Raw genomic sequence first — 18236 nt, forward strand, 5'->3', positions numbered from 1 at the left:
GAGCAGTTCTAGAACAACTTTTGCTTTGAATTCCGCGGTAAATTTCCTGCGTTCTCCCATTCTGGACCTCTTTCTTGAATCTTATTCTACCCCTTTAGGGGGTGTCCAGTTTTTGGGGTCCATTACAGGGGTCTCACAACCGCAGATTTCGGTAGGGCTGCATACCATGCAGCTCTCTTTGCTTCACCCCTTCCCTGGCTTACCCGCCGGGGAAGAGGTCGACGCAGCCGGGGGATGGGGTCTCACAACCGCAGATTTCGATCCCTTCCCTGGCTTACCCGCCGGGGAAGGGGTCGGCGCAGCCGGGGGATGGGGTCTCACAACCGCAGATTTCGATAGGGCTGCATGGTATGCAGCCCTCTTTGCTTCACCCCTTCCCTGGCTTTCTTGCCGGGGAAGGGGTCGGCGCAGCCGGGGGATGGGGTCTCAAACAACCGGATTCCGGCAAAAATGATGTACAATTGTGTGCAGCAAGGAGCCGGAACAACCAATGGAAGAGCGCTTTCAAAAAACGCTGAAAACCAGAATTCTGCAGCAGATCATGGCCGAAAGGCGCACCGTTCGCGCCTTCGATACCCGCAAGCCCGACCCCGCCCTGGTGGAAGAAGTGCTGGCAGCCGGTCAGTTGGCGCCGCATGTCGTTTTTGGCAAGCAGAAAGATGAAATTCGCCGCTTCTACGTATTCCCAGCCGGCACAGTTGCCCGCGCGCAAATCGAACAGGCCCTCCAGAACAACGCCGCCGCCTTTGAAAAAAAACTGCGCCCCGGTCCGCACCGCTGGTGGTTCAACTTTTGGGAGCGCGTCTTCAGAGGCTACGCCTTCAACTCGCGCTCCATCGAGATGATGCGCCTCAGTTTTCAACAGACCGCCCAATTCACAGGCCATTTTGCCAATCTCTCCAGCGCACCCCTGCTGATCATCGTTGCCGAACAGCGCCGCGGACCGTCCGTCTCCAACTGGCTCGACCGCCAATCGTTGGCCCACTGCCTGCAAAACATGTGGCTGATGGCTACCGCCCTGGAGCTGGCCTTTCAACCGGTCAGCGGCCTGGCCCTGCTCTTCCGCGACCCCGCGGCCTGCACCCTGCTGAACCTGCCCCCCGCCCAATACGCTTTCGACGGATTCCTGCTGGGCTATCCCGCGGGCGCCCCGCATGCCACCGATAAAGCCGCCTACCACCCCGAAGACGTTATCTGGTTCCACGCGGACTCGTAACCTCCCCAACCAGCCCTCTCACCCCCTTTTCTGCCAATTGTATGAATTGCGTTACAAACACGTTTGGGTAACTGTACAGTTACCTAAAAATGACCTCTTGCTCATTGACAGGGGTTTTTGCATACGGTATTTTAGAATCAGGTACCTACCCGACAAAGAAAAGCCAAAATGCAAAAATTTTTACAACGCCTTCCTTCTCTCCATCAGACGGTTTTGAACCGCGCCCGCTCGCGCGGCCAATCCTTTTTAGAGCTGGCCCTCATTCTGCCCATCTTGCTGCTCATGCTGCTGGGTCTGGTGGAAATCAGCTTCTTTATTGGCCGCTACCTCGACATTCTCGACCTCACCCGTGAGGCCGCCCGCTTCGCCTCGGTGCGCGACCCCTTCATGAACGCCCCCATCGACACGGTTAGCTGCAGTGCTGGCGAACCCTTCAACTTCTATTACCACACCGCCTGCATCTTCTCGCCCCCCACCGGCTCCGCCAACTGCACCGACACGAAATTTTGCAACGGCTTGAATTCTTTTGTTGCCCTCAACCCCGAAATTGACGACGTGGTCATCACCGTTTACACCGTCAGCGACTGGCACGTCTCTTCCCCCGTCTTTCCCCAGCCCAAAGGGTACTGGGCGCTCTCCAACATCGACAGCGACACCGCTCACAACGACAACTGGCAAAGAGATTGCCAGGGTAAAGTTGTGCGCTCCACCCCCTATTTCACCGCGGACCGGATTAACGACACCCTCGAGCCCAGCTCCCCCAAAAGCAAAGGTCTGGTGGCGGTGGAATTCTATTATTGTTACCATCAGGCTCTCAACCTGCCGGTTTTAACCAATTTTGTTCCCAACCCCCTGAGGATCCATGCGTACACTCTCATGCCTATTCCAGCCGCCCAACCGTCGCCCACACCCCGGCCCTAAACCCGCGCCCCAGCCGCACACCCGCGGACAGGTTCTGGTGATTTTCGCCGTCGCGTTGATCGCGATGTTGCTGTTTATCGGCCTGGCGGTGGACGCCGGCGGCCTGTATGTAACCTACGGCCACCTCAAGCGCGCCGTGGATGCCGCTGCCGTTTCGGCAGCCAATGAGTTTAAACGCAATGCCACCCTCGATCAAATGCGCGGCGCCGCCACCGAAGTGCTTAACATGCACAATATCGACATCGAAGCGGTCGACATGCAGCTTTACATTTGCGACGCCGATGGCGACGGCCAACGCGACGCATCCTTGCAAACCACCGTGCCCGGTTTTTACGCCCGGTGTCCCGACACCCTCCACAGCCAGGCCGCGCGCAAGCTGGTATGGGTCGAAGCAGACCTGCGCGCCCCCCTCTACTTCTTGCAGCTCATTGGCTTCGACGCGGTTACTCTGAACACCAACTCCACCGCAGAAGCCGCTGCCGTCGATCTGGTCATCGTCCTCGACACGTCCGAATCGATGGCCTCTGACACCGTTGAATATATTAAAGTTGCTTATCCCAATGTGGTGGATGATTATGACCCCGATCAAGCCGCCACCAACGATGACCAACCCACCGGCTGCAATGTGGATAACACCTGCCAGCCCCTGCTCAACGCCAAAATTGCCGCCAAGGCGCTGGTAGATAACCTCTACCAGGGCTACGACCGCGTTTCCATCGTAACCTTTGACTCTCAGGGCTACGCCCACCCCATCAACAACCAGATGGGTGTCGCGGTAGACCTGAGCGACGACCTCGATGAGGTGCGCGACGCGATTGACGCCATCAAACTGCACGACGACCCGCCCTACAGCCGCATGTGGCCTTATTGGCGTTCTGCTCTGGGCAACAACCAGCCGCTCTTCAACCCGGTCAACCCTGAAGACCGCGACGGTGACGGCGCCGACAGCGACCCGCTGCTGCCCACCTGCTGGCAAGACCCGCTCCACCCGCTCTGCTGCCAGCTGGATGACGATCGTTTTGATGAAAGCCGTACCTACAAAACCTGGGGCGGTATGCCCTGTGATGACGATTATAAATACGACGCATACGACTGGGACAAAGACGGCATCTACACCGATGCCGACCATAATTACGCGGTTGGCTGGCTCAACGCCCGCGACCCAGACGGCTCTGGTCCCCTGAAAGCCTCGCTTTCGCCGCTTTCCACCTGCACCGGCTGCGGCATGCGCGTGGCCTCTAACGTATTGCGAAACAGCGGCCGCCCCGGTTCAGTGTGGGTAATTGTGCTTCTCTCTGATGGGTTGGCCAACCTTTCAGACACGCCGCTCACCTACAGCGCCATCCCCACCGCTTACAAAAACGGATTCTGCAGCGGCAAATTGGGCGAGGGCTTTTGGCCGGGTGTGTGCATGGACTTTGAACTCAGCCCGCGCATCTGCATTGACCAGTTGGAAGAGACCTGCGCTCCCGGCACCGTCTGGACCGGGCAGCTCCCCAACCCCAACTATTCCGTTATGGATTACGCCCGCGACATGACCGATGAAGCCGCCCTTACCAAGTCGAACAACAGCAAAGAGCCGGCTGGCAACGACATTGCCATCTACACCATCGGCCTTGGTGCGGCGGGCAGCGTAATCCCCGGCAAAGGTGCCGTGGGTGAAGAGCTGCTGCGCTACATGGCCGCTGTGGGAGACGACGGCGACCGCGAAACCGACCCGTGCAGTTCCACCGCCAACCAGAAATCTTGCGGCCAGTATTATTACGCGCCCACCGGTGACCAACTGCTTCCTATTTTTGAGGATATTGCCACCCGTATTTATACCCGGATCACGAACTAATCCCCTTCGGGGCAAAGGAGGGTTATGAGACCCATTCGCCATCTTTCATCTCAATTGCGCAGCCGCTTCAAAGACCATCCCGCGCAGGGATTGGTTGAATTTGCCCTGGCGCTGCCTATTTTGCTCTTGTTGGTTTTCGGCGTCATCGAGTTTGGGCGCATTCTTCAGGCCTGGCTGGCACTGGAAAATGGCGCGCGTTTCGGCGTGCGCTACGCCATTACCGGCTCTTACGACCCCGGTTACTGCGATGAAGCCGGGCAGGCGCTGGGACTCTACACCGAAGATCTTAATTCTGACACCAATGTAGACTGCGTCATTACCCCGGCCGGAACCGCCACCGAAGAACAAAAGAAAGCCGCCGAAGAAAAATCGAACGCCCTGCAAGACTGGGCGCGCCTTGCCTCCATTCGCGACGCGGCTCTGGCTGGCGCCACCGGCATCGCCTGGGACCAGACCGTTTCGGGCGATTACCTCGGCTACCTTGATCACGCATACGAGACCTCCGCTCTCGAGACCACCAACCGTGGCAGTCCCAACGCTGCCGGCTATTTTGGCATTTCCATTTGCTCCAACCGCTTCAAAGCCCCCAGCGGAGACGCTCCCTACGGCAGCGCCTTCATGTTCAACCCCAATCCGTTTTACCTGGAGCCGTACCCTGCCTCTTCCAAAGAAGACTACCGCTATCCCATCTACTGCCAGCAGGCCCAGCTCAATTCCAGCGGGCAAGTTACCAGCAACATGGTGCGCTATGTGGATGACGCGGGCGGCCCGGGCGACCGCGTGCGCGTGGTGCTCACCTACCGCCACCGTCTCATCACCCCCTTCCTCAGCTCCTGGTGGCCCACCCTGCGCCTCTCCACCGAACGCGAAGGCCTGGTGGAAAAATTCCGCGTTTCGCGCGTAACCGGTCTGGCCGGGGCCATCGCTTTTGCCCCCACATGGACGTACACCGCCCCGCCCCCCACCGAAACCAGCACGCCCACCCAAACCCCCACCCGCGCCACATGCGAAGGCACCGGCACCATCTTGCGCGAATGGTGGGAGGGTGTAGATGGCAGCAGCATCAGCAATCTTACCAACCATCTCGATTACATCGAAGACTATCCCACCGGCTACAACTTCCCCACCTCCTTTGACGCCCCGCATAACTGGAAAGACAATTACGGCACGCGCATGCGCGGCTACGTCTGCCCGCCTTATACCGGCACGTATACCTTCTATATTGCCTCAGACGACCAGAGCGAGCTTTACCTCTCGCCCAACACCGATCCCGACAACAAATCCCGCATCGCCTGGGTAAAAAGCTATACCTCTTATACGGAGTGGGGCAAATACCCCGAGCAGAAATCCGTCTCCATCAACCTGGTAGGCGGGCAGTTCTACTACATTGAAGCCCTGCAAAAAGAAGGCGGCGGCGGCGACTCGCTTTCCGTGGCCTGGACCGGCTTCCAGGTTTCGCCCGACGACAACACTCCCACCATCATCGAAGGCCAGTACCTCAAGCCCTACACGCGCGTGGACAAACCCACCCGCACGCCCACCCCCATCCCGCCGCCCTCCTGCGACCAGCTGGAAAATCTCACCCTCTCCAGCGGCTCGCAAGAAGCGGTAACCTTCCAATACATCACATCCGGCGGTTACCTGCTCGAATCACAGCTACGAAACAACAGCCCCTACAATGTCCAGCTCTACAAAGCCGACATGAGCTACAACGGCGCCTATCATAACGAAATTCAGAGCCCCGACCCCGACCGCTCCTTCGACTTGTATCTATGGGATAGCAACACGACCATTTACAACCCGCCCAACACCACTGCCCTCTCTTACGGCCACACCTTCCCCAATCCCAAGGTCATGAACCCCGGCACGAGTGGCTGGTTCAAGTTTACTTACGATAAAAATATCTTCAACTTCTGGGCCACCCCCGCCGTCCCACATCCCTCCGGAGATGGCGATCCGTGGGGCGGTTCATCGCAGAGCTACAACTTCTACTGGTCCAGCGACTTCAACGGTCACCTCTATTACAACATCATCCCACCCGCCACCTCGCCCACCGTGAGCTGCGTGATGGACCTGACCGGCAAAACCGGGCCGCGCATCATGCCCACCTTCAGCCAAACCAGCAAAACCTTCACCCTCCGCGCGGTGGTTGAAGGCAACCAGGGTCTCTCTGGCAATGATAACAACGTGCGTGAGGTGCGCTTCTTTGTCTACAACAGCGCCGGCCAGCTGGTGCACTGGAGCAAAGACACCAGCAAACCGTACTGCATCTTTGGCGGCTCCAGCTCCTGCACCACCCGCGAAATCAACGTGAAATACTGGTCTTACGGCTCAAAAAACAGTCCTTATATGATCACCAACGACACCTACCGCTTCGTCATCCTGGCCGAGAACAACGACAGCAGCAACCGCTACAAATCTGCCATCATTGAAGAGACCTTCAATGTGCGCGCCAACACCCCCACCGCCTCTCGCACCGCCCGGCCGACCAACACCAACACCCCGGTAACACCCACCACCAAACCCACCAATACCAAGAGTCCCACCCCCAAGACGCCCACCAAGACGCCCACCAAGTCCAACACACCGCGTCCGGCCACCGCCACCAACACTTCGGCGCCCACCTCTACCCCCACCAAATGCCAGACGCCAATTGAACTGGGCGGCTGCCGCTAAACAACCCGAAAAGCCCCGCAAGTGATCAATGACCAACCTTGCGGGGCTTTTCGCAGGGGCATCCATGAAATCTCCCACCGGCACATTCAATCTACAGGTCCTGAAAGCGCGCCTCCAACGCCTTAATTACCCGCTGTCCCGGCGCGCCCGCCTCATCATTCTGGCGGAGGTCATTTTTGGCCTGGCTGCCTGGTTGCTGCTGCGCTGGATGATTCTCTCTCCTGCCGTCAGCGCCGAATGGAAGCTGGTGCTGATTTCACTGGCCGCGCTGGCCTTCTTAATTGTGGGCTTCTCCAGCCTGCGCATGGCCCTTGAGCCGCAAGAGAGCCGCCTCAAAGCGCGCAGTGCGACCATGCTGGTGGTGCTGGCCTGCGCCTACCTGGTGCCAGCCTTCGTGTTTGTGCTGCCCGACTGGCTCCAGGCGCTGCGCGCGCCCGTCCCCGGGCGGATCAACAGCGCCGGCCAGCCCTGGTTCTTTATCTGGCAGGCCCTGGTGCTGGCCGGGTATGCCTTTTTGCGCCGTTGGAGCATTCCCCTGCCGCCGCAACCCGCGCGCCTGGAACAGCCCACCCAACCCTCCCGGCCGGTTGCCTGGCCGTGGGTGCTGTCCGCCTCTCTGCTGGCCGGGCTGGCGGTCTGGCTGGCCGGAGTGTACCTGATCGATTTGCTTTCGAACACCTTTGTTATGGACTTTCCCCCGCTCAACCCCTTGTTTGAAGGGTTTGTGCTGCTCATCGCCCTGACCGCCGCGCCCTGGGCCGAGGAGTATTTCTTTCGCATCGAGCTGCGCTCACTGCTGCGCCCCCTGGGCGGTGATCTCTACCCCGCGCTGGCTTCAGCCGCCCTTTTTTCCGCCCTGCAGGCACGCCCGGTGCTCTTCTTGCCGGCTTTCTGCCTATCGCTGGCCGCCCATCGCCTCACCCAATGGACGGGCCGCCTCTACCCGGCCGTCATCGCCCACGCCCTCTTCAACCTCCTCATCTTTTGGCAGGCCTGGTACCTCATCCTCTGACACAACCTCACACCAGAATCCCATTCTTCCGGGAACTTGCAATTTTGGTTCTTCCGTAGCGTGCACCGCCGCCGCACCGCTATCCATTACCGGCGGGTTTCGAGCAGATTGAGATTGATTTACCTCAAAACAAATATTCCGCCCTTCACCCGCCCGACAAAGAATCCGTTCTCCGCGGCCACCCGACCCATAAAACAAATCTCCCTCCCTAAAATGCGCTTTCCAGCATTTTGGGGAGGGTTCGGGGTGGGGTCTGTAATGTAAAAAAGCCGGGGCAATCGCGGTTATTGCTCGTCCCGCTGGCGAATTTTGTGCAGCCGGGACTTCAACTCGGCGCGCCGCGCCTCATACACCGCGGGGTCAATCTGACCGGAGCGCTGCAGATCATCCAGCGAAGCAATCTGCTCCAACCAATACTCCACCGGCTCGTCCGATCCATTCCCCACCAGGTACGTGCCTTCTGCGGCCGGTGGTTCGTGTTTTGTCCAGCGGCTCACCACCACCGCCGACGCGATCACCGCCAGCGCCAGCCCAGCCAGGCCAATCGAAAGGCTGCTGGTTGATACAGGATCTCCGGGATCGCGCGGCCGGCCGCTGATCTCCAGCTTTACCACCTCTCCTGCCGGCAGATTGCTGGCTGTGAATAGCCGCATTGTCTGCCCCTGCGCGTCGCGCGTGCCAGCATCGTTCAACCCCGTGCCCTTCAGGCGCACACCATTTGCCGGCGCCATCACCGAGAGCGAGCGCGTCTCCACCGGCAGAATCAATTCCAATGTATACCCCCGTGTATACGGAACCTGGTACGCATAAGCCACCGTGTGCTGGCGCTCATGGTGAAGCACCGCTTGCCGGTCGCCCACCTGGTCGCCCGCGCGGATAAACCGTCCGCCCAGTTCACCATCGGCCAGTGAAACCTGCTGCGCGTTGGCCGGGAGAGAAAAGGTCAAAACCGCCCCATCGGCTTCTGCCGGCAGCACAACCAGCGCCGAAGGGTTGGCAATCGTATACGACTGTGCCACGCGCAGCATTCCAGGCTCAGAAAAGTCGATGGAAACCTGCACAGCCTCAGCTCTTAACCCGCTCGTGTCTCGCGTGCTGTCATAAATTTTCACCGGCAGGCTGATCTCAGAGACAAACGCCAGATCATCGGCAGTAATCAGATCAGAATAGAAAGGCACTTCCTGATGAATCACCGAAACCAGGTAAGCCCAGCCAGAGCGCACCGGCACTTCCAGAAACTCAAAATAACCGTCTGCATCCACACCGGTTACTTGCTGCATTTTCACCGTCATGTCCTCATACACCACCAGCAGCACTTCCATTTCGGCGGGCAGTTCTCCCCCGCCACCGTGGGTTACCCGCCCGTTAATCGTAACCGACTCGGGCAGCGTGCTTTGCCAGGGCAGCAACGGAGCGGCCGCGGCCAGCCGCGCGCGCTCACCCTGGCTGAACCACAGCAGACCAACCAGGCTCACAATCCCCAGAATTCGAATCGCCAGAGAAAAATAGTGTTTTTGATTCAATGCCATCATTACAATCCATAATCCAATTGTTCACCACACCGCGCGCAGAACCGGTCACCACGCAGGTAAGCCTGCCCGCAGTTTGGGCACAAACCGGCCGCTTTCTCGCTTCGCCCGCGGCGGTACGCTTTAATCAACGCTTCCAATTCCTGCTCTTGCGCCAGATCATCCTCCGGCTGCGCGCCGGTCCTGCTCGCTTCTGCCTGGTAGCGCAGCACCAGCTCCAGTTGTTGTTCTTCGGCTTTCAATATCTCCATCTCTTCCGCCAGTTTCAAAGCGCGGGCCTGAAAATCCTGTTCAGCAACGCGGCTGGCGCTCCGGTCAATATTCAATTCTTCCAGCTCGTTCTCTGCCGCCTGAAGGCACAAGCGGGTAAACGCAAGCTGCCCGCGGCGATCTTCCTGCGGACTGCTTAAGCGGATGCGCTTCAACGCGTGGTTATACAACGGCGCGCTGATGGTCAGAATCACCAGCAGACTCAGCCCCACCAGGAACAGAATCGAACCAGAATCCATCATCATCTCAATCCTCCGCCTCTGGCTGCCGCCCGCTTAATCCACCTTCTCTTCTCTCAGCAGTAAGACGCAGACTGGGAAGGTGCGTCTTGGGCCAGCGCGCCAGTTGATACATGCCGCCCGTCAAAATCATCAGCAGCCCAATCCAGGTCCAGGTCACCAAAGGGCTGAAGTACACTCGCAGTACAGCCGATTCTGCCGAAGCAGGCAGCCAGTCTGCCAGCGAAACAAACGTATCCCCGGCCAGGCTCGCGCTGCGCCCAAACGTGGTTTGGGCCGGCTCGCCAGTGAAATAATCAATTCGGGGGTAAAGCATTCCAGAGGGCTGTTTCCCTTGTCGCCGGACTTCCACCTCAGCCGTAACTGCCTGGTGATCGCTTTGCAGCAGCTGCGTGGATGCCCCTCGAAATACAAATTCATACCCGGCCAGGCGCAGGCTCTCGCCAGTCCGCACCCGGCCCTGCGATTCCACCGTTAGCATTTGTACGCCAACAATGCCGATCATCGTCATCAGCACACCCAGGTGGATGATATGTCCGCCATAACGGTAAGCATTTTTCCCCAGCATGAATGCCAGCGCCTGAGAATGACTCACCTGTTGAAGGTGCGCAATAGCTCGCGCCTTGCGCGAAAAATTCATCAAATTGGAAATAATTCCGAAACCCACCAGCCATAACACAATCAAAGCCGGCCGGTAGCGCACACCCAGCAACATCCATAACCCCATCGCCAGAATCGAAATCAGCAGCGGCTTCCACAGTCCGTGTGCCAGCGTGTGCGCGGTGGAGAAACGCCACGCGCTGGAAGGCGCCAAAGCCAGAAGAAACAAAATAAAAAGGACCGGCGGAGCCATTGCCTTTCGATACTGTCCCACCTCAAAAACAAGCTGGCTTCCAAACAGCCTCTCAGCCAGAAGGGGCGCGGCTAACCCCCACACCCCAATCGCCGCCAGGCCGCACAACAGAATAATGCCCATTCCGGTCAGCGCCTCGCGTGAAACAACCGACTCGATCCGCTCCTCCGATTTCAGGTTTCTCCAGCGCAAAATCAGGCCCACCACTGCCGCCAGCCCGGCTGCTGCCCAGAAAACTTGCAGCCAGGGTTTTCCGCGCTGCAGGTCATTCAAGTCCTCAGTAAAAATAGCGTTCATCGCCACAACCATCAACGCCAGATAGGCAAGCACAATCAAACACAGCGTAGCGTGGCGAAACAGCCCACGATTGCGGTGCGCTGAAAGACCATGCAGCAGCGCGCTGACAAGAAGCAGCGTAACGAGCACCGCGGTTTGCTCTTGATCCCACGTCCAGAGTCCACTTGCCGGGTCGCTTCTGTATTTCCGGACCACTTCAATCACTATCGCCGCGCCCAAAACCATCCATGCGCCAAAAAAGATGGGGTGCGCGCGCGCCAGGTCAGAGGCGTTCAGCCTTCCAGTGATCAGCGCGGCAACCGCGATCGCGAAACCAGCTGTTACCAACCCGGTGGAAAAAAATAGCAGCGGCCGCTGCGCCCATGCCAGCCACGAAAAATCGGGCGGCAGCATCCCCCTGCCGGCTGCCGGGCAAAATAAAAGGCACCCGCCTGGCTGTGAGACCGCCAGCAGCAGCTTGCCCTCTTGCTCCTGCCACATCCGCAGATAAGGGTTTTCGGTAAATACCAGTATTCCCAGGAAAACAGCCTGAATACCCAAAAATATTGCGGTAACGCCCGGCTGCTGCTGCCGCTCACCACTCCAGTTCAGCAGCGCAAGCATCAGCCCGGCCAGGCCGATAAACCACACAAACACCAGCATCGCCCCCTCGCTCTGGCTGGTAATGGCAGCCAGCCGCTCGAGCGGCGTCATCCCCAGGCGGGTCGATTCATAGACAATCCGCACATGCAAAAAGCCAAATAAGAACTGCACGCTCGTCAGCAGCAACGAAAAGCTTACCAGCCCGAACTGCACCAGTAAGCTCACCCGCGCGCTTTCCGCCCAGGCCAACAGATTGCGCCGCACACTGATCATCGCCGCCCCAATACCAACCAGGCAGCTAACCAGCGCCAATACCAGCGACCCACTGGCGACTTCAGACACCATACGAGCGGATGTCCTCTATCCAATAACGCGTTGAAACCATGCTGCTATCCCTATTCAAGCCTGATTCAGGTCGCATACTGTGCGTTCTCTGCTCTGCGCGCGCCAGCAGAGTATTCCTTTCGTGGTTTGTTTCATGCTTTGGAATCAGCGCAACCGGTTCTATCCGCTGTGGTTACCGCAAAATACAGCAGGTGAATATTTTCACCTGCTTAATTATAATAATTATTACACACGCATATTAAATGTGGCTAAAAAAATCGTTAGAATTAAGAAATGCAAACCCAATCCGCTCACCCAACCAGCCACTACAACTTTATCCTGGCGGGCGGCGGCGCCGCCGGCTTAAGCCTGGCGGTGCAGCTCGCCAGCAGCCCGCTCAAAGACCGGTCCATCCTGATCATCGACCGCGACCGCAAGCAGGCCAACGACCGCACCTGGTGCTTCTGGGCGCGCACCCCCACCCTGTTTGATTCCATCGCTTACCGTGTTTGGGAGCGGGTGGAGTTCGTCGCCCCCGGCTTCCAGCGCGTATACGACCTTCCACCCTACCACTACCAGATGATCCGCGGGATTGATTTTTACAACTACGCCCGCCAGGTACTCAGCCAGTTCAGCAACATTCATTTCCTGCAGGCCGGGGTCGAAAGCGTGGAAGACGGTCCCGACGCCGCCCGCGTAACCGCCGGGGGTGAAGTTTACACCGCCGATTGGGTTTTCAACAGTCTCTACCTGGCCGGGCAGGTGCGCCCAAACCCGGCCCGCCACCACAGCCTCTTGCAGCATTTCCGCGGCTGGGAGATTGAAACCGAACAGGATGCCTTCGACCCCAAACTGCCGCGCATGTTCGATTTTCGCACCCCCCAGCACGGCGAAATGCGCTTCGTCTATATTCTGCCCTTCAACCCGCGCCGCGCCCTGGTCGAATTTACCCTCTTTTCCGCCAATCTGCTGACCGACGCCGAGTATGACCAGGCCCTGCGCGACTATCTCCAGTCAGTCCTCGGCCTGCAGTCCTACCGCGTTCTGGAGGTGGAAAACGGCGTCATCCCCATGACCGACCAACCCTTCGCGCGCCGCGCCGGGCAGCGCGTGCTCAATATCGGCACGCGCGGCGGGCGGGTGAAGCCCTCTTCTGGTTACGCCTTTCTGCGCATTCAACGCGACTCGGCCGCCATCCTCCAATCCCTCCTCGCACACGGCCACCCCTTTCACCTACCCGAATCGCCCGCGCGCTACCGCCTCTACGACTCCATTCTCCTCCAAATCCTTTACCGTCACGGCGAATTGAGCCAGCGCATCTTCACCGCCCTCTTCAGGCGCAACTCCATCCAGCGCATCTTTCGCTTTTTAGACGAAGAAGCCCCTCTGCCGGAAAACGCCCTGCTCATGGCCACTCTGCCCACCTGGCCGTTTGTGCGCGCACTGCTCAAACTGAAACTGCTGCATCGGATATAATAACCTTGTCCTGCCTGTCAGAGCAGCCAAACCAAGCAGTGAGGAGAGTTTATGCCACAAGCCAGATTTGCGTTTCCAAAAGGATTTCTGTGGGGCTGCGCCACCGCCGCTCACCAGGTGGAAGGCGGCAACACCAATAACAACTGGTACGCCTGGGAAAACGAACCCGGGCGCATTATTCACGGTCACCAATCCGGCAAAGCTTGCGACTGGTGGAGCGGCCGCTGGCGCGAAGACTTTGACCGCGCCGCCGAAACCGGCCAGAACGCCCACCGCCTTTCGATTGAGTGGAGCCGCGTGCAGCCCGCCCCCGACCGCTGGGACGAGAATGCCATCGACGCCTACCGCGAGATGATCCGCGGGCTGATCCAGCGCAAGCTGACCCCTATGGTTACCCTGCATCACTTCACCGACCCGCTCTGGCTCACCGAACAGGGCGGATGGGAAAGCGAACAGGCCCCCGAGTTGTTTGCCGTCTATGTGCGCAAAATCGTCGAAGCACTCAAAGACCTGGTCAGCCTGTGGATTACGATCAACGAACCCAACGTCTACACCTACGGCGGCTACCTCAACGGCGGCTTCCCGCCCGGCAAAAATGACATGAACCTGGCCTTCCAGGTGCTGTTCAATCTGCTCAAAGGCCATTCGCTGGCCTACAAAATCATCCACGACCTGCAGCCCAGCGCACTGGTCGGCATTGCCCCCAACTACCGCAGCTTCTACCCCGCCCGCGCCTGGCTGCCCCTCGACGCGGCCGCGGCCAACCTGCTGCACGCCTCGTACAACGACGCCTTCCCGCGCGCCACCCGCACCGGCACGCTCAAATTCGGCTTCAAGTCTGCCGAGCTTCCCGCCGCCCTGGGTACCATGGACTTCGTGGGCATCAACTACTACACCCGCGACCTGGTGAAATTCGCCCTCAAGCCGGCCCAAATGTTCAACGAGCGCTTCTTTCCCCCCGATGCCGCCCTCAGCGAGACCGGCTTTTTGGCCAATGTGCCCGACGGCTTCCGCGAGGGCCTGCGCTGGGCCGAGAAATTCGGCCTGCCCATCTACATCACCGAAAACGGCGTGGAAGATTCCAAAGACCTGCTGCGCCCGCGCTACCTGGTCGAACACATTCACCAGGTGTGGAGAATCGCCAACCTCAACGTGCCCATCAAAGGCTACTTCCAGTGGTCGCTGGTGGATAACTTTGAGTGGGAGCGCGGTTGGACGCAGCGCTTTGGCCTCTGGGGGCTGGACGTGGATACTCAAAAACGCATCCGCCGCCCCAGCGTGGACCTCTATGAAGCCATCTGCAAGCAGAACGCCATCCATTCCGATGTGGTGCAGCGCTTCGCCCCGCAGAGTTTTGCGCGCCTCTTCCCCGAATAGCGGTGACGCATCACCGCGCTTAAGGAGCACTTGTGAGCCTGCATCTGTTTTTTAGCCCCCCCAACGTTCAGAAACTGCGCCAGAAAAGCGACCGCAAAGCCCTGGCGCGCGCCATGAATTACACCCACGGCTTCGGCATTCGCTACCCGGCCGCGCGCGCCCTGGCCGAGCTGGCCGACGCCTCGTGCCTGAATGCCTTTGAGCAGGCCATTCTCAGCGGAGACCTGCAAATGCAGCAGATCGCCGCGCAGGGCCTGGGCGCCAGCGGCAGCCCGCAGGCCGTGCCGGTGCTGCTCAACGCCCTGGCACAAGACTGCCGCCCGCGCCTGCAGGCCGCCCTCTCCCGCCTGGAAGACCCGCAAACCAGCGCCAAAGAGCAGCTTGCCGCCTGGATTGGCGACATCGAAGAAAACTTCACCCTGCGCCTGCTCTCAGCGGAGGCCTTTATTGACGACCCTGAGCGCGCCAACAACGAAAGCGAACGCCCCGAAGCGGCTTTCTACCTGCTGGGCACGCTTAAAAAAGAACCGGCGCGTATCCGCGCCCATTTTCTAGAACTGCTGACCGCCAACGCCAAAGATACCAGCGACGAGGTCATCCGCCAGCGCGCGCAGCACATCCTTAGCCAGGCGCAGCTCGAAGCCACCAGGTTGGCAGCCGCCATCCTGCGCGCCCTTGGTCAGCTCCACGCCGCCGGCGCCGCAGAGGTGATCCGCGCCCGCCTCACCGACCCCGACGAAACCGTGCGCCAGCAGGCCGCCCTCACCCTGCAAAAGCTCGGCCAGCCCCTGGAATAGCCGTCCCGGTTGTAGGGTGCGGTGGCACCGCACCTACGGGCTGGCAGGGTGGGAGGCTACCCGCAGGGTGGTGCAGGGGCATGAGAATGTTGGTGATTTGACGAGTCTGCCGCACCGAAACCCATCGAATACAAACCTCCCTCCCTAAAATGCGCCTTTCAGCATTTTGGCGAGGGCTTGGGGTGGGGTCCAGCAGCCGTCCCGAAAACCCGCCATGAATAAGATTTGGAATACAACGCTGGCTTTCGCGCGCTTTACCAGGCGATCTCTTACTCCACCGGCTTCACCATATACAAATCCCCCCGCGTAAAACCGCGCGATTCATAATACTTGCGCGTGCCAATCGCAGCGATCACCGCCAGGCGCGCGTATCCCTTTGCCCGCGCGATCTCGCCCGCCCAGGCCAACAGCGCCGTGCCCAGCCCAATGTGCTGCGCCGCGCCTTCCACCTCGGCCCCCACCTCCAGCGACTGCCCGTACACATGCACCTCGCGAATCAGCGCCGCCCCGCGCAGATCGTCCAGCGCCAGGTCTGGCGCGCCTTCGTCCGGCAGCGAAAGGCGCAAAAAGCCCGCCAGGCGGTCATCGGGGGTCACCATCTGCAAAAAATGTTCCTCGGCCTGTGCCGCCTGATAAACCGTGTCGCGCTTCTCCAGATGCTCAGGGTTCACCTTCTGCCCGCGCACCTCGCGGCAACGCACACACTGGCAGCGCTGCCCGCGCCGCTTCAACTCTTCCAGCGCGTCCTGGCGCAGGCTGGTGCGGCGGTTGCCCTCAACCACATGTGTCGAGGGAATATCGCGGATGATGCGGTTCACCCGGCAGTAGACCGGAATGCTGGGCTTCACGTCCGCGATCAGGTTCACCAGCTCTTCGGTGGTATACGGCCGGTATTCGCCGCGTTCCCAATGCTGGTGCAGCTCCGTCTTTTCCAGCAGCTGGGTGGGATAAATTTTAATCTCATCCGGGCAGTAACCCGCCCCCTCGCCGCGCTCCGCCCACAATCGCGCAAAATCCGCGCGGTCGGTAGCCAGCGTCGCCCCCAGCAGATTGGGCATCCAGTGCAGCACGATCTTAAACCCGCCCGCGCGCAGCAGAGCAACCGCCCGCCGCAGTTCTGCCGTGGAGTGGCCTCGCTTATTCAACTTCAAAATGTCGTCATCCAGGCTCTGCGCGCCCATCTGCACCTTGGTCACGCCCAGGCGGCGCAGCCACATCAGCTCATCACGGCTGATCTGGTCTGGCCGCGTCTCAATCACCAGTCCCACGTTGCGGTGCGGCGCGCTTTCATTCACGCGCTGGGCTTCCTCCAGCGTCGCCGTGTCCGCCTCATTCATCGCGTCAAAACAGCGCCGGATAAATTGCTCCTGATACGCGCGCGGATAGGCGCTCCAGCTTCCGCCCAAAATCAGCAGCTCAATTTTATCGGTCGGGTGGCCCACTGCCTCATACGCCTCAATCCGCGAGCGCACCTGCCGGTAAGGATCAAACTCATTCTGAAAAGCGCGCGCCGCCCCCGGCTCGTCGGGCAGGTAGCTTTTTGGCATGCGTGTATCGTCCGGGCAGAAAATGCAGTGCCCCGGGCAGGGAAACGGCTTGGTCAGCACCGTTACCGTCGTCACCCCCGAGAGCGTGCGCCCCGGCTTCATGCGGATGCGCGCCAGCAGCGCGGGGTCCGCGTCCCACTCGCCGCTCTCCACCATCTCGCGGTACACCTTCACCAGCGCGCTTTTCGATACATGCCCGCCCTCCGGCAGCGGAGTGGCGCGGATGGTCACCATCACGTCCGCGCCGTCGCGCACCTTCTCCAGCACCTCCCGCGCGATCTTCATCTTCTCGGGCGTGAACTCACGTTTATTCATCCATGCTTCATGATCGAGAGGCGACATTTGTTTCTCTGCCATTCCTGCATCCATCGACTATAATAAAGCTGCCATGCAGCCTGAAGTCATTACTCACTTAATTGATCTCAATCGTCAATTCTACCAGACTTTCGGCGCGGCCTTTGCCGCCACCCGCCGCCGCATCCAACCCGGCATTCGCCAGGTATTAGGGCGCATCCCCCCTGCTGGCCGGTGGCTGGACCTGGGCTGTGGATCAGGATCTCTGGCTGTGGAATGGGCGCGCGCCGGTCGTTCTGGCGCGTATCTGGGCCTGGATTTCAGCCGCGCCCTGCTCGAAGAAGCGCAAGCCTCCGTGCAGACCGGCGCGCCGCATCACCCCGGCCTGGAGATCAGCTTCCAGCTCACCGACCTCACCCAACCCGATTGGGACGCGAGCCTGGGCAGTCAGACCTTTGACGGTGCGCTGTCGTTTGCCGTCTTTCACCATCTGCCCTCCATGCGCCTGCGCCTGCAGGCGCTCAGCGCCCTGCGCCGCCGCCTGCCCGCCGGCGCGCTGTTCTACCATTCGCAGTGGCAGTTTCAAAACAGCCCGCGCCTGATGGAGCGCGTGCAGCCCTGGGAGCTAGTCGGTCTCTCCGATGCAGATGTTGAGCCCAACGACTACTTGCTCGACTGGCGCTACGCCCTGCCCGGCCAACCGGAACAGGTGGGCTACCGCTACGTGCACCTCTTCACCCGCGAAGAACTGGCCGCGCTGGCCAGCCAGGCGGGGTTTGAGGTGGTGAATGAATTTGATTCCGACGGCCGCGAGGGCAATCTGGCCCTTTACCAGACCTGGCGCGCGCTGGATTAAACGGGGGGCTGTCCAAAAAGTAGAGGACAGCCCCTTTACATTTTTAAAAAGCAATGATTCAATAAAGGAATGAGAAGAAAACAAGCCCACCCCGTGTTTAAGCCCTATGTAATGAACCAGGTAGCGCTGC

At 59.8% G+C, this 18236-nt stretch carries 13 protein-coding genes; 9 read left to right on the plus strand and 4 right to left on the minus strand.

What is annotated here, in order from left to right:
• Positions 1 to 490: 490 nt before the first annotated feature.
• The 5 genes from ADN00_RS06630 (at position 491) to ADN00_RS06650 (ending at position 7665) form a co-directional block, all read left to right on the plus strand.
• Complete coding sequence (locus ADN00_RS06630; RefSeq protein WP_075062182.1) at positions 491 to 1216, plus strand: nitroreductase family protein; 726 nt, start codon at positions 491 to 493, stop codon at positions 1214 to 1216.
• A 168-nt stretch (positions 1217 to 1384) separates the two neighbouring features.
• Entirely contained in the window at positions 1385 to 2137 is a 753-nt protein-coding gene (locus tag ADN00_RS06635) for a TadE/TadG family type IV pilus assembly protein (RefSeq protein WP_075062183.1), read from the plus strand.
• Entirely contained in the window at positions 2079 to 3977 is a 1899-nt protein-coding gene (locus tag ADN00_RS06640) for a Tad domain-containing protein (protein WP_075062184.1), read from the plus strand. Before ADN00_RS06635 ends, ADN00_RS06640 begins: the two co-directional genes overlap by 59 nt.
• A 24-nt stretch (positions 3978 to 4001) precedes the next feature.
• On the plus strand, positions 4002 to 6653 hold the full coding sequence (locus tag ADN00_RS06645; protein ID WP_075062185.1) for a TadE/TadG family type IV pilus assembly protein: 2652 nt from the start codon (positions 4002 to 4004) through the stop codon (positions 6651 to 6653).
• Between the two features lie 64 nt (positions 6654 to 6717).
• Positions 6718 to 7665 carry a CPBP family glutamic-type intramembrane protease gene (locus ADN00_RS06650; RefSeq protein WP_075062186.1) on the plus strand — a complete coding sequence of 316 codons (948 nt, stop codon included), beginning with the start codon at positions 6718 to 6720 and terminating at the stop codon, positions 7663 to 7665.
• A 284-nt stretch (positions 7666 to 7949) separates the two neighbouring features.
• Here the strand turns inward: ADN00_RS06650 and ADN00_RS06655 are convergent, their stop codons facing one another.
• Genes ADN00_RS06655 through ADN00_RS06665 form a run of 3 tightly spaced genes read right to left on the minus strand, consistent with a single transcriptional unit; the run spans position 7950 to position 11780 of the window.
• Entirely contained in the window at positions 7950 to 9194 is a 1245-nt protein-coding gene (locus ADN00_RS06655; RefSeq protein ID WP_075062187.1) for a hypothetical protein, read from the minus strand.
• Positions 9195 to 9196: 2 nt separating this feature from the next.
• The gene (locus tag ADN00_RS06660) at positions 9197 to 9709 is read right to left on the minus strand and encodes a zinc ribbon domain-containing protein (protein WP_075062188.1); all 513 of its coding nucleotides are present in this window, start codon (positions 9707 to 9709) and stop codon (positions 9197 to 9199) included.
• 1 nt (position 9710) lies between these two features.
• Complete coding sequence (locus ADN00_RS06665) at positions 9711 to 11780, minus strand: cytochrome c-type biogenesis CcmF C-terminal domain-containing protein (protein ID WP_075062189.1); 2070 nt, start codon at positions 11778 to 11780, stop codon at positions 9711 to 9713.
• A gap of 273 nt (positions 11781 to 12053) precedes the next feature.
• Between ADN00_RS06665 and ADN00_RS06670 the strand changes: the two genes are divergently transcribed.
• From ADN00_RS06670 to ADN00_RS06680, 3 genes are read left to right on the plus strand one after another with little or no spacing between them, the layout of a single operon-like run.
• A complete protein-coding gene (locus ADN00_RS06670; protein WP_075062190.1) occupies positions 12054 to 13235 on the plus strand; it encodes a lycopene cyclase family protein in 1182 nt (393 codons plus the stop codon).
• Positions 13236 to 13286: 51 nt separating this feature from the next.
• Complete coding sequence (locus tag ADN00_RS06675; protein ID WP_075062191.1) at positions 13287 to 14612, plus strand: glycoside hydrolase family 1 protein; 1326 nt, start codon at positions 13287 to 13289, stop codon at positions 14610 to 14612.
• A 32-nt stretch (positions 14613 to 14644) separates the two neighbouring features.
• Positions 14645 to 15409, plus strand: coding sequence for a HEAT repeat domain-containing protein (locus ADN00_RS06680; protein ID WP_075062192.1), 765 nt, complete (start codon positions 14645 to 14647; stop codon positions 15407 to 15409).
• A 269-nt stretch (positions 15410 to 15678) separates the two neighbouring features.
• Here ADN00_RS06680 and ADN00_RS06685 read toward each other — a convergent pair whose 3' ends face one another.
• Positions 15679 to 17313, minus strand: coding sequence for an elongator complex protein 3 (locus tag ADN00_RS06685; RefSeq protein WP_236691489.1), 1635 nt, complete (start codon positions 17311 to 17313; stop codon positions 15679 to 15681).
• 31 nt (positions 17314 to 17344) lie between these two features.
• Between ADN00_RS06685 and ADN00_RS06690 the strand changes: the two genes are divergently transcribed.
• Positions 17345 to 18106 (plus strand): class I SAM-dependent methyltransferase, encoded by a 762-nt coding sequence (locus tag ADN00_RS06690; RefSeq protein WP_075062193.1) that lies wholly within the window; start codon positions 17345 to 17347, stop codon positions 18104 to 18106.
• The last annotated feature ends 130 nt before the right edge of the window (positions 18107 to 18236 follow it).

Origin of the sequence: Ornatilinea apprima (assembly GCF_001306115.1) — a bacterium.
GTDB classification, from domain to species: Bacteria; Chloroflexota; Anaerolineae; order Anaerolineales; family Anaerolineaceae; genus Ornatilinea; species Ornatilinea apprima.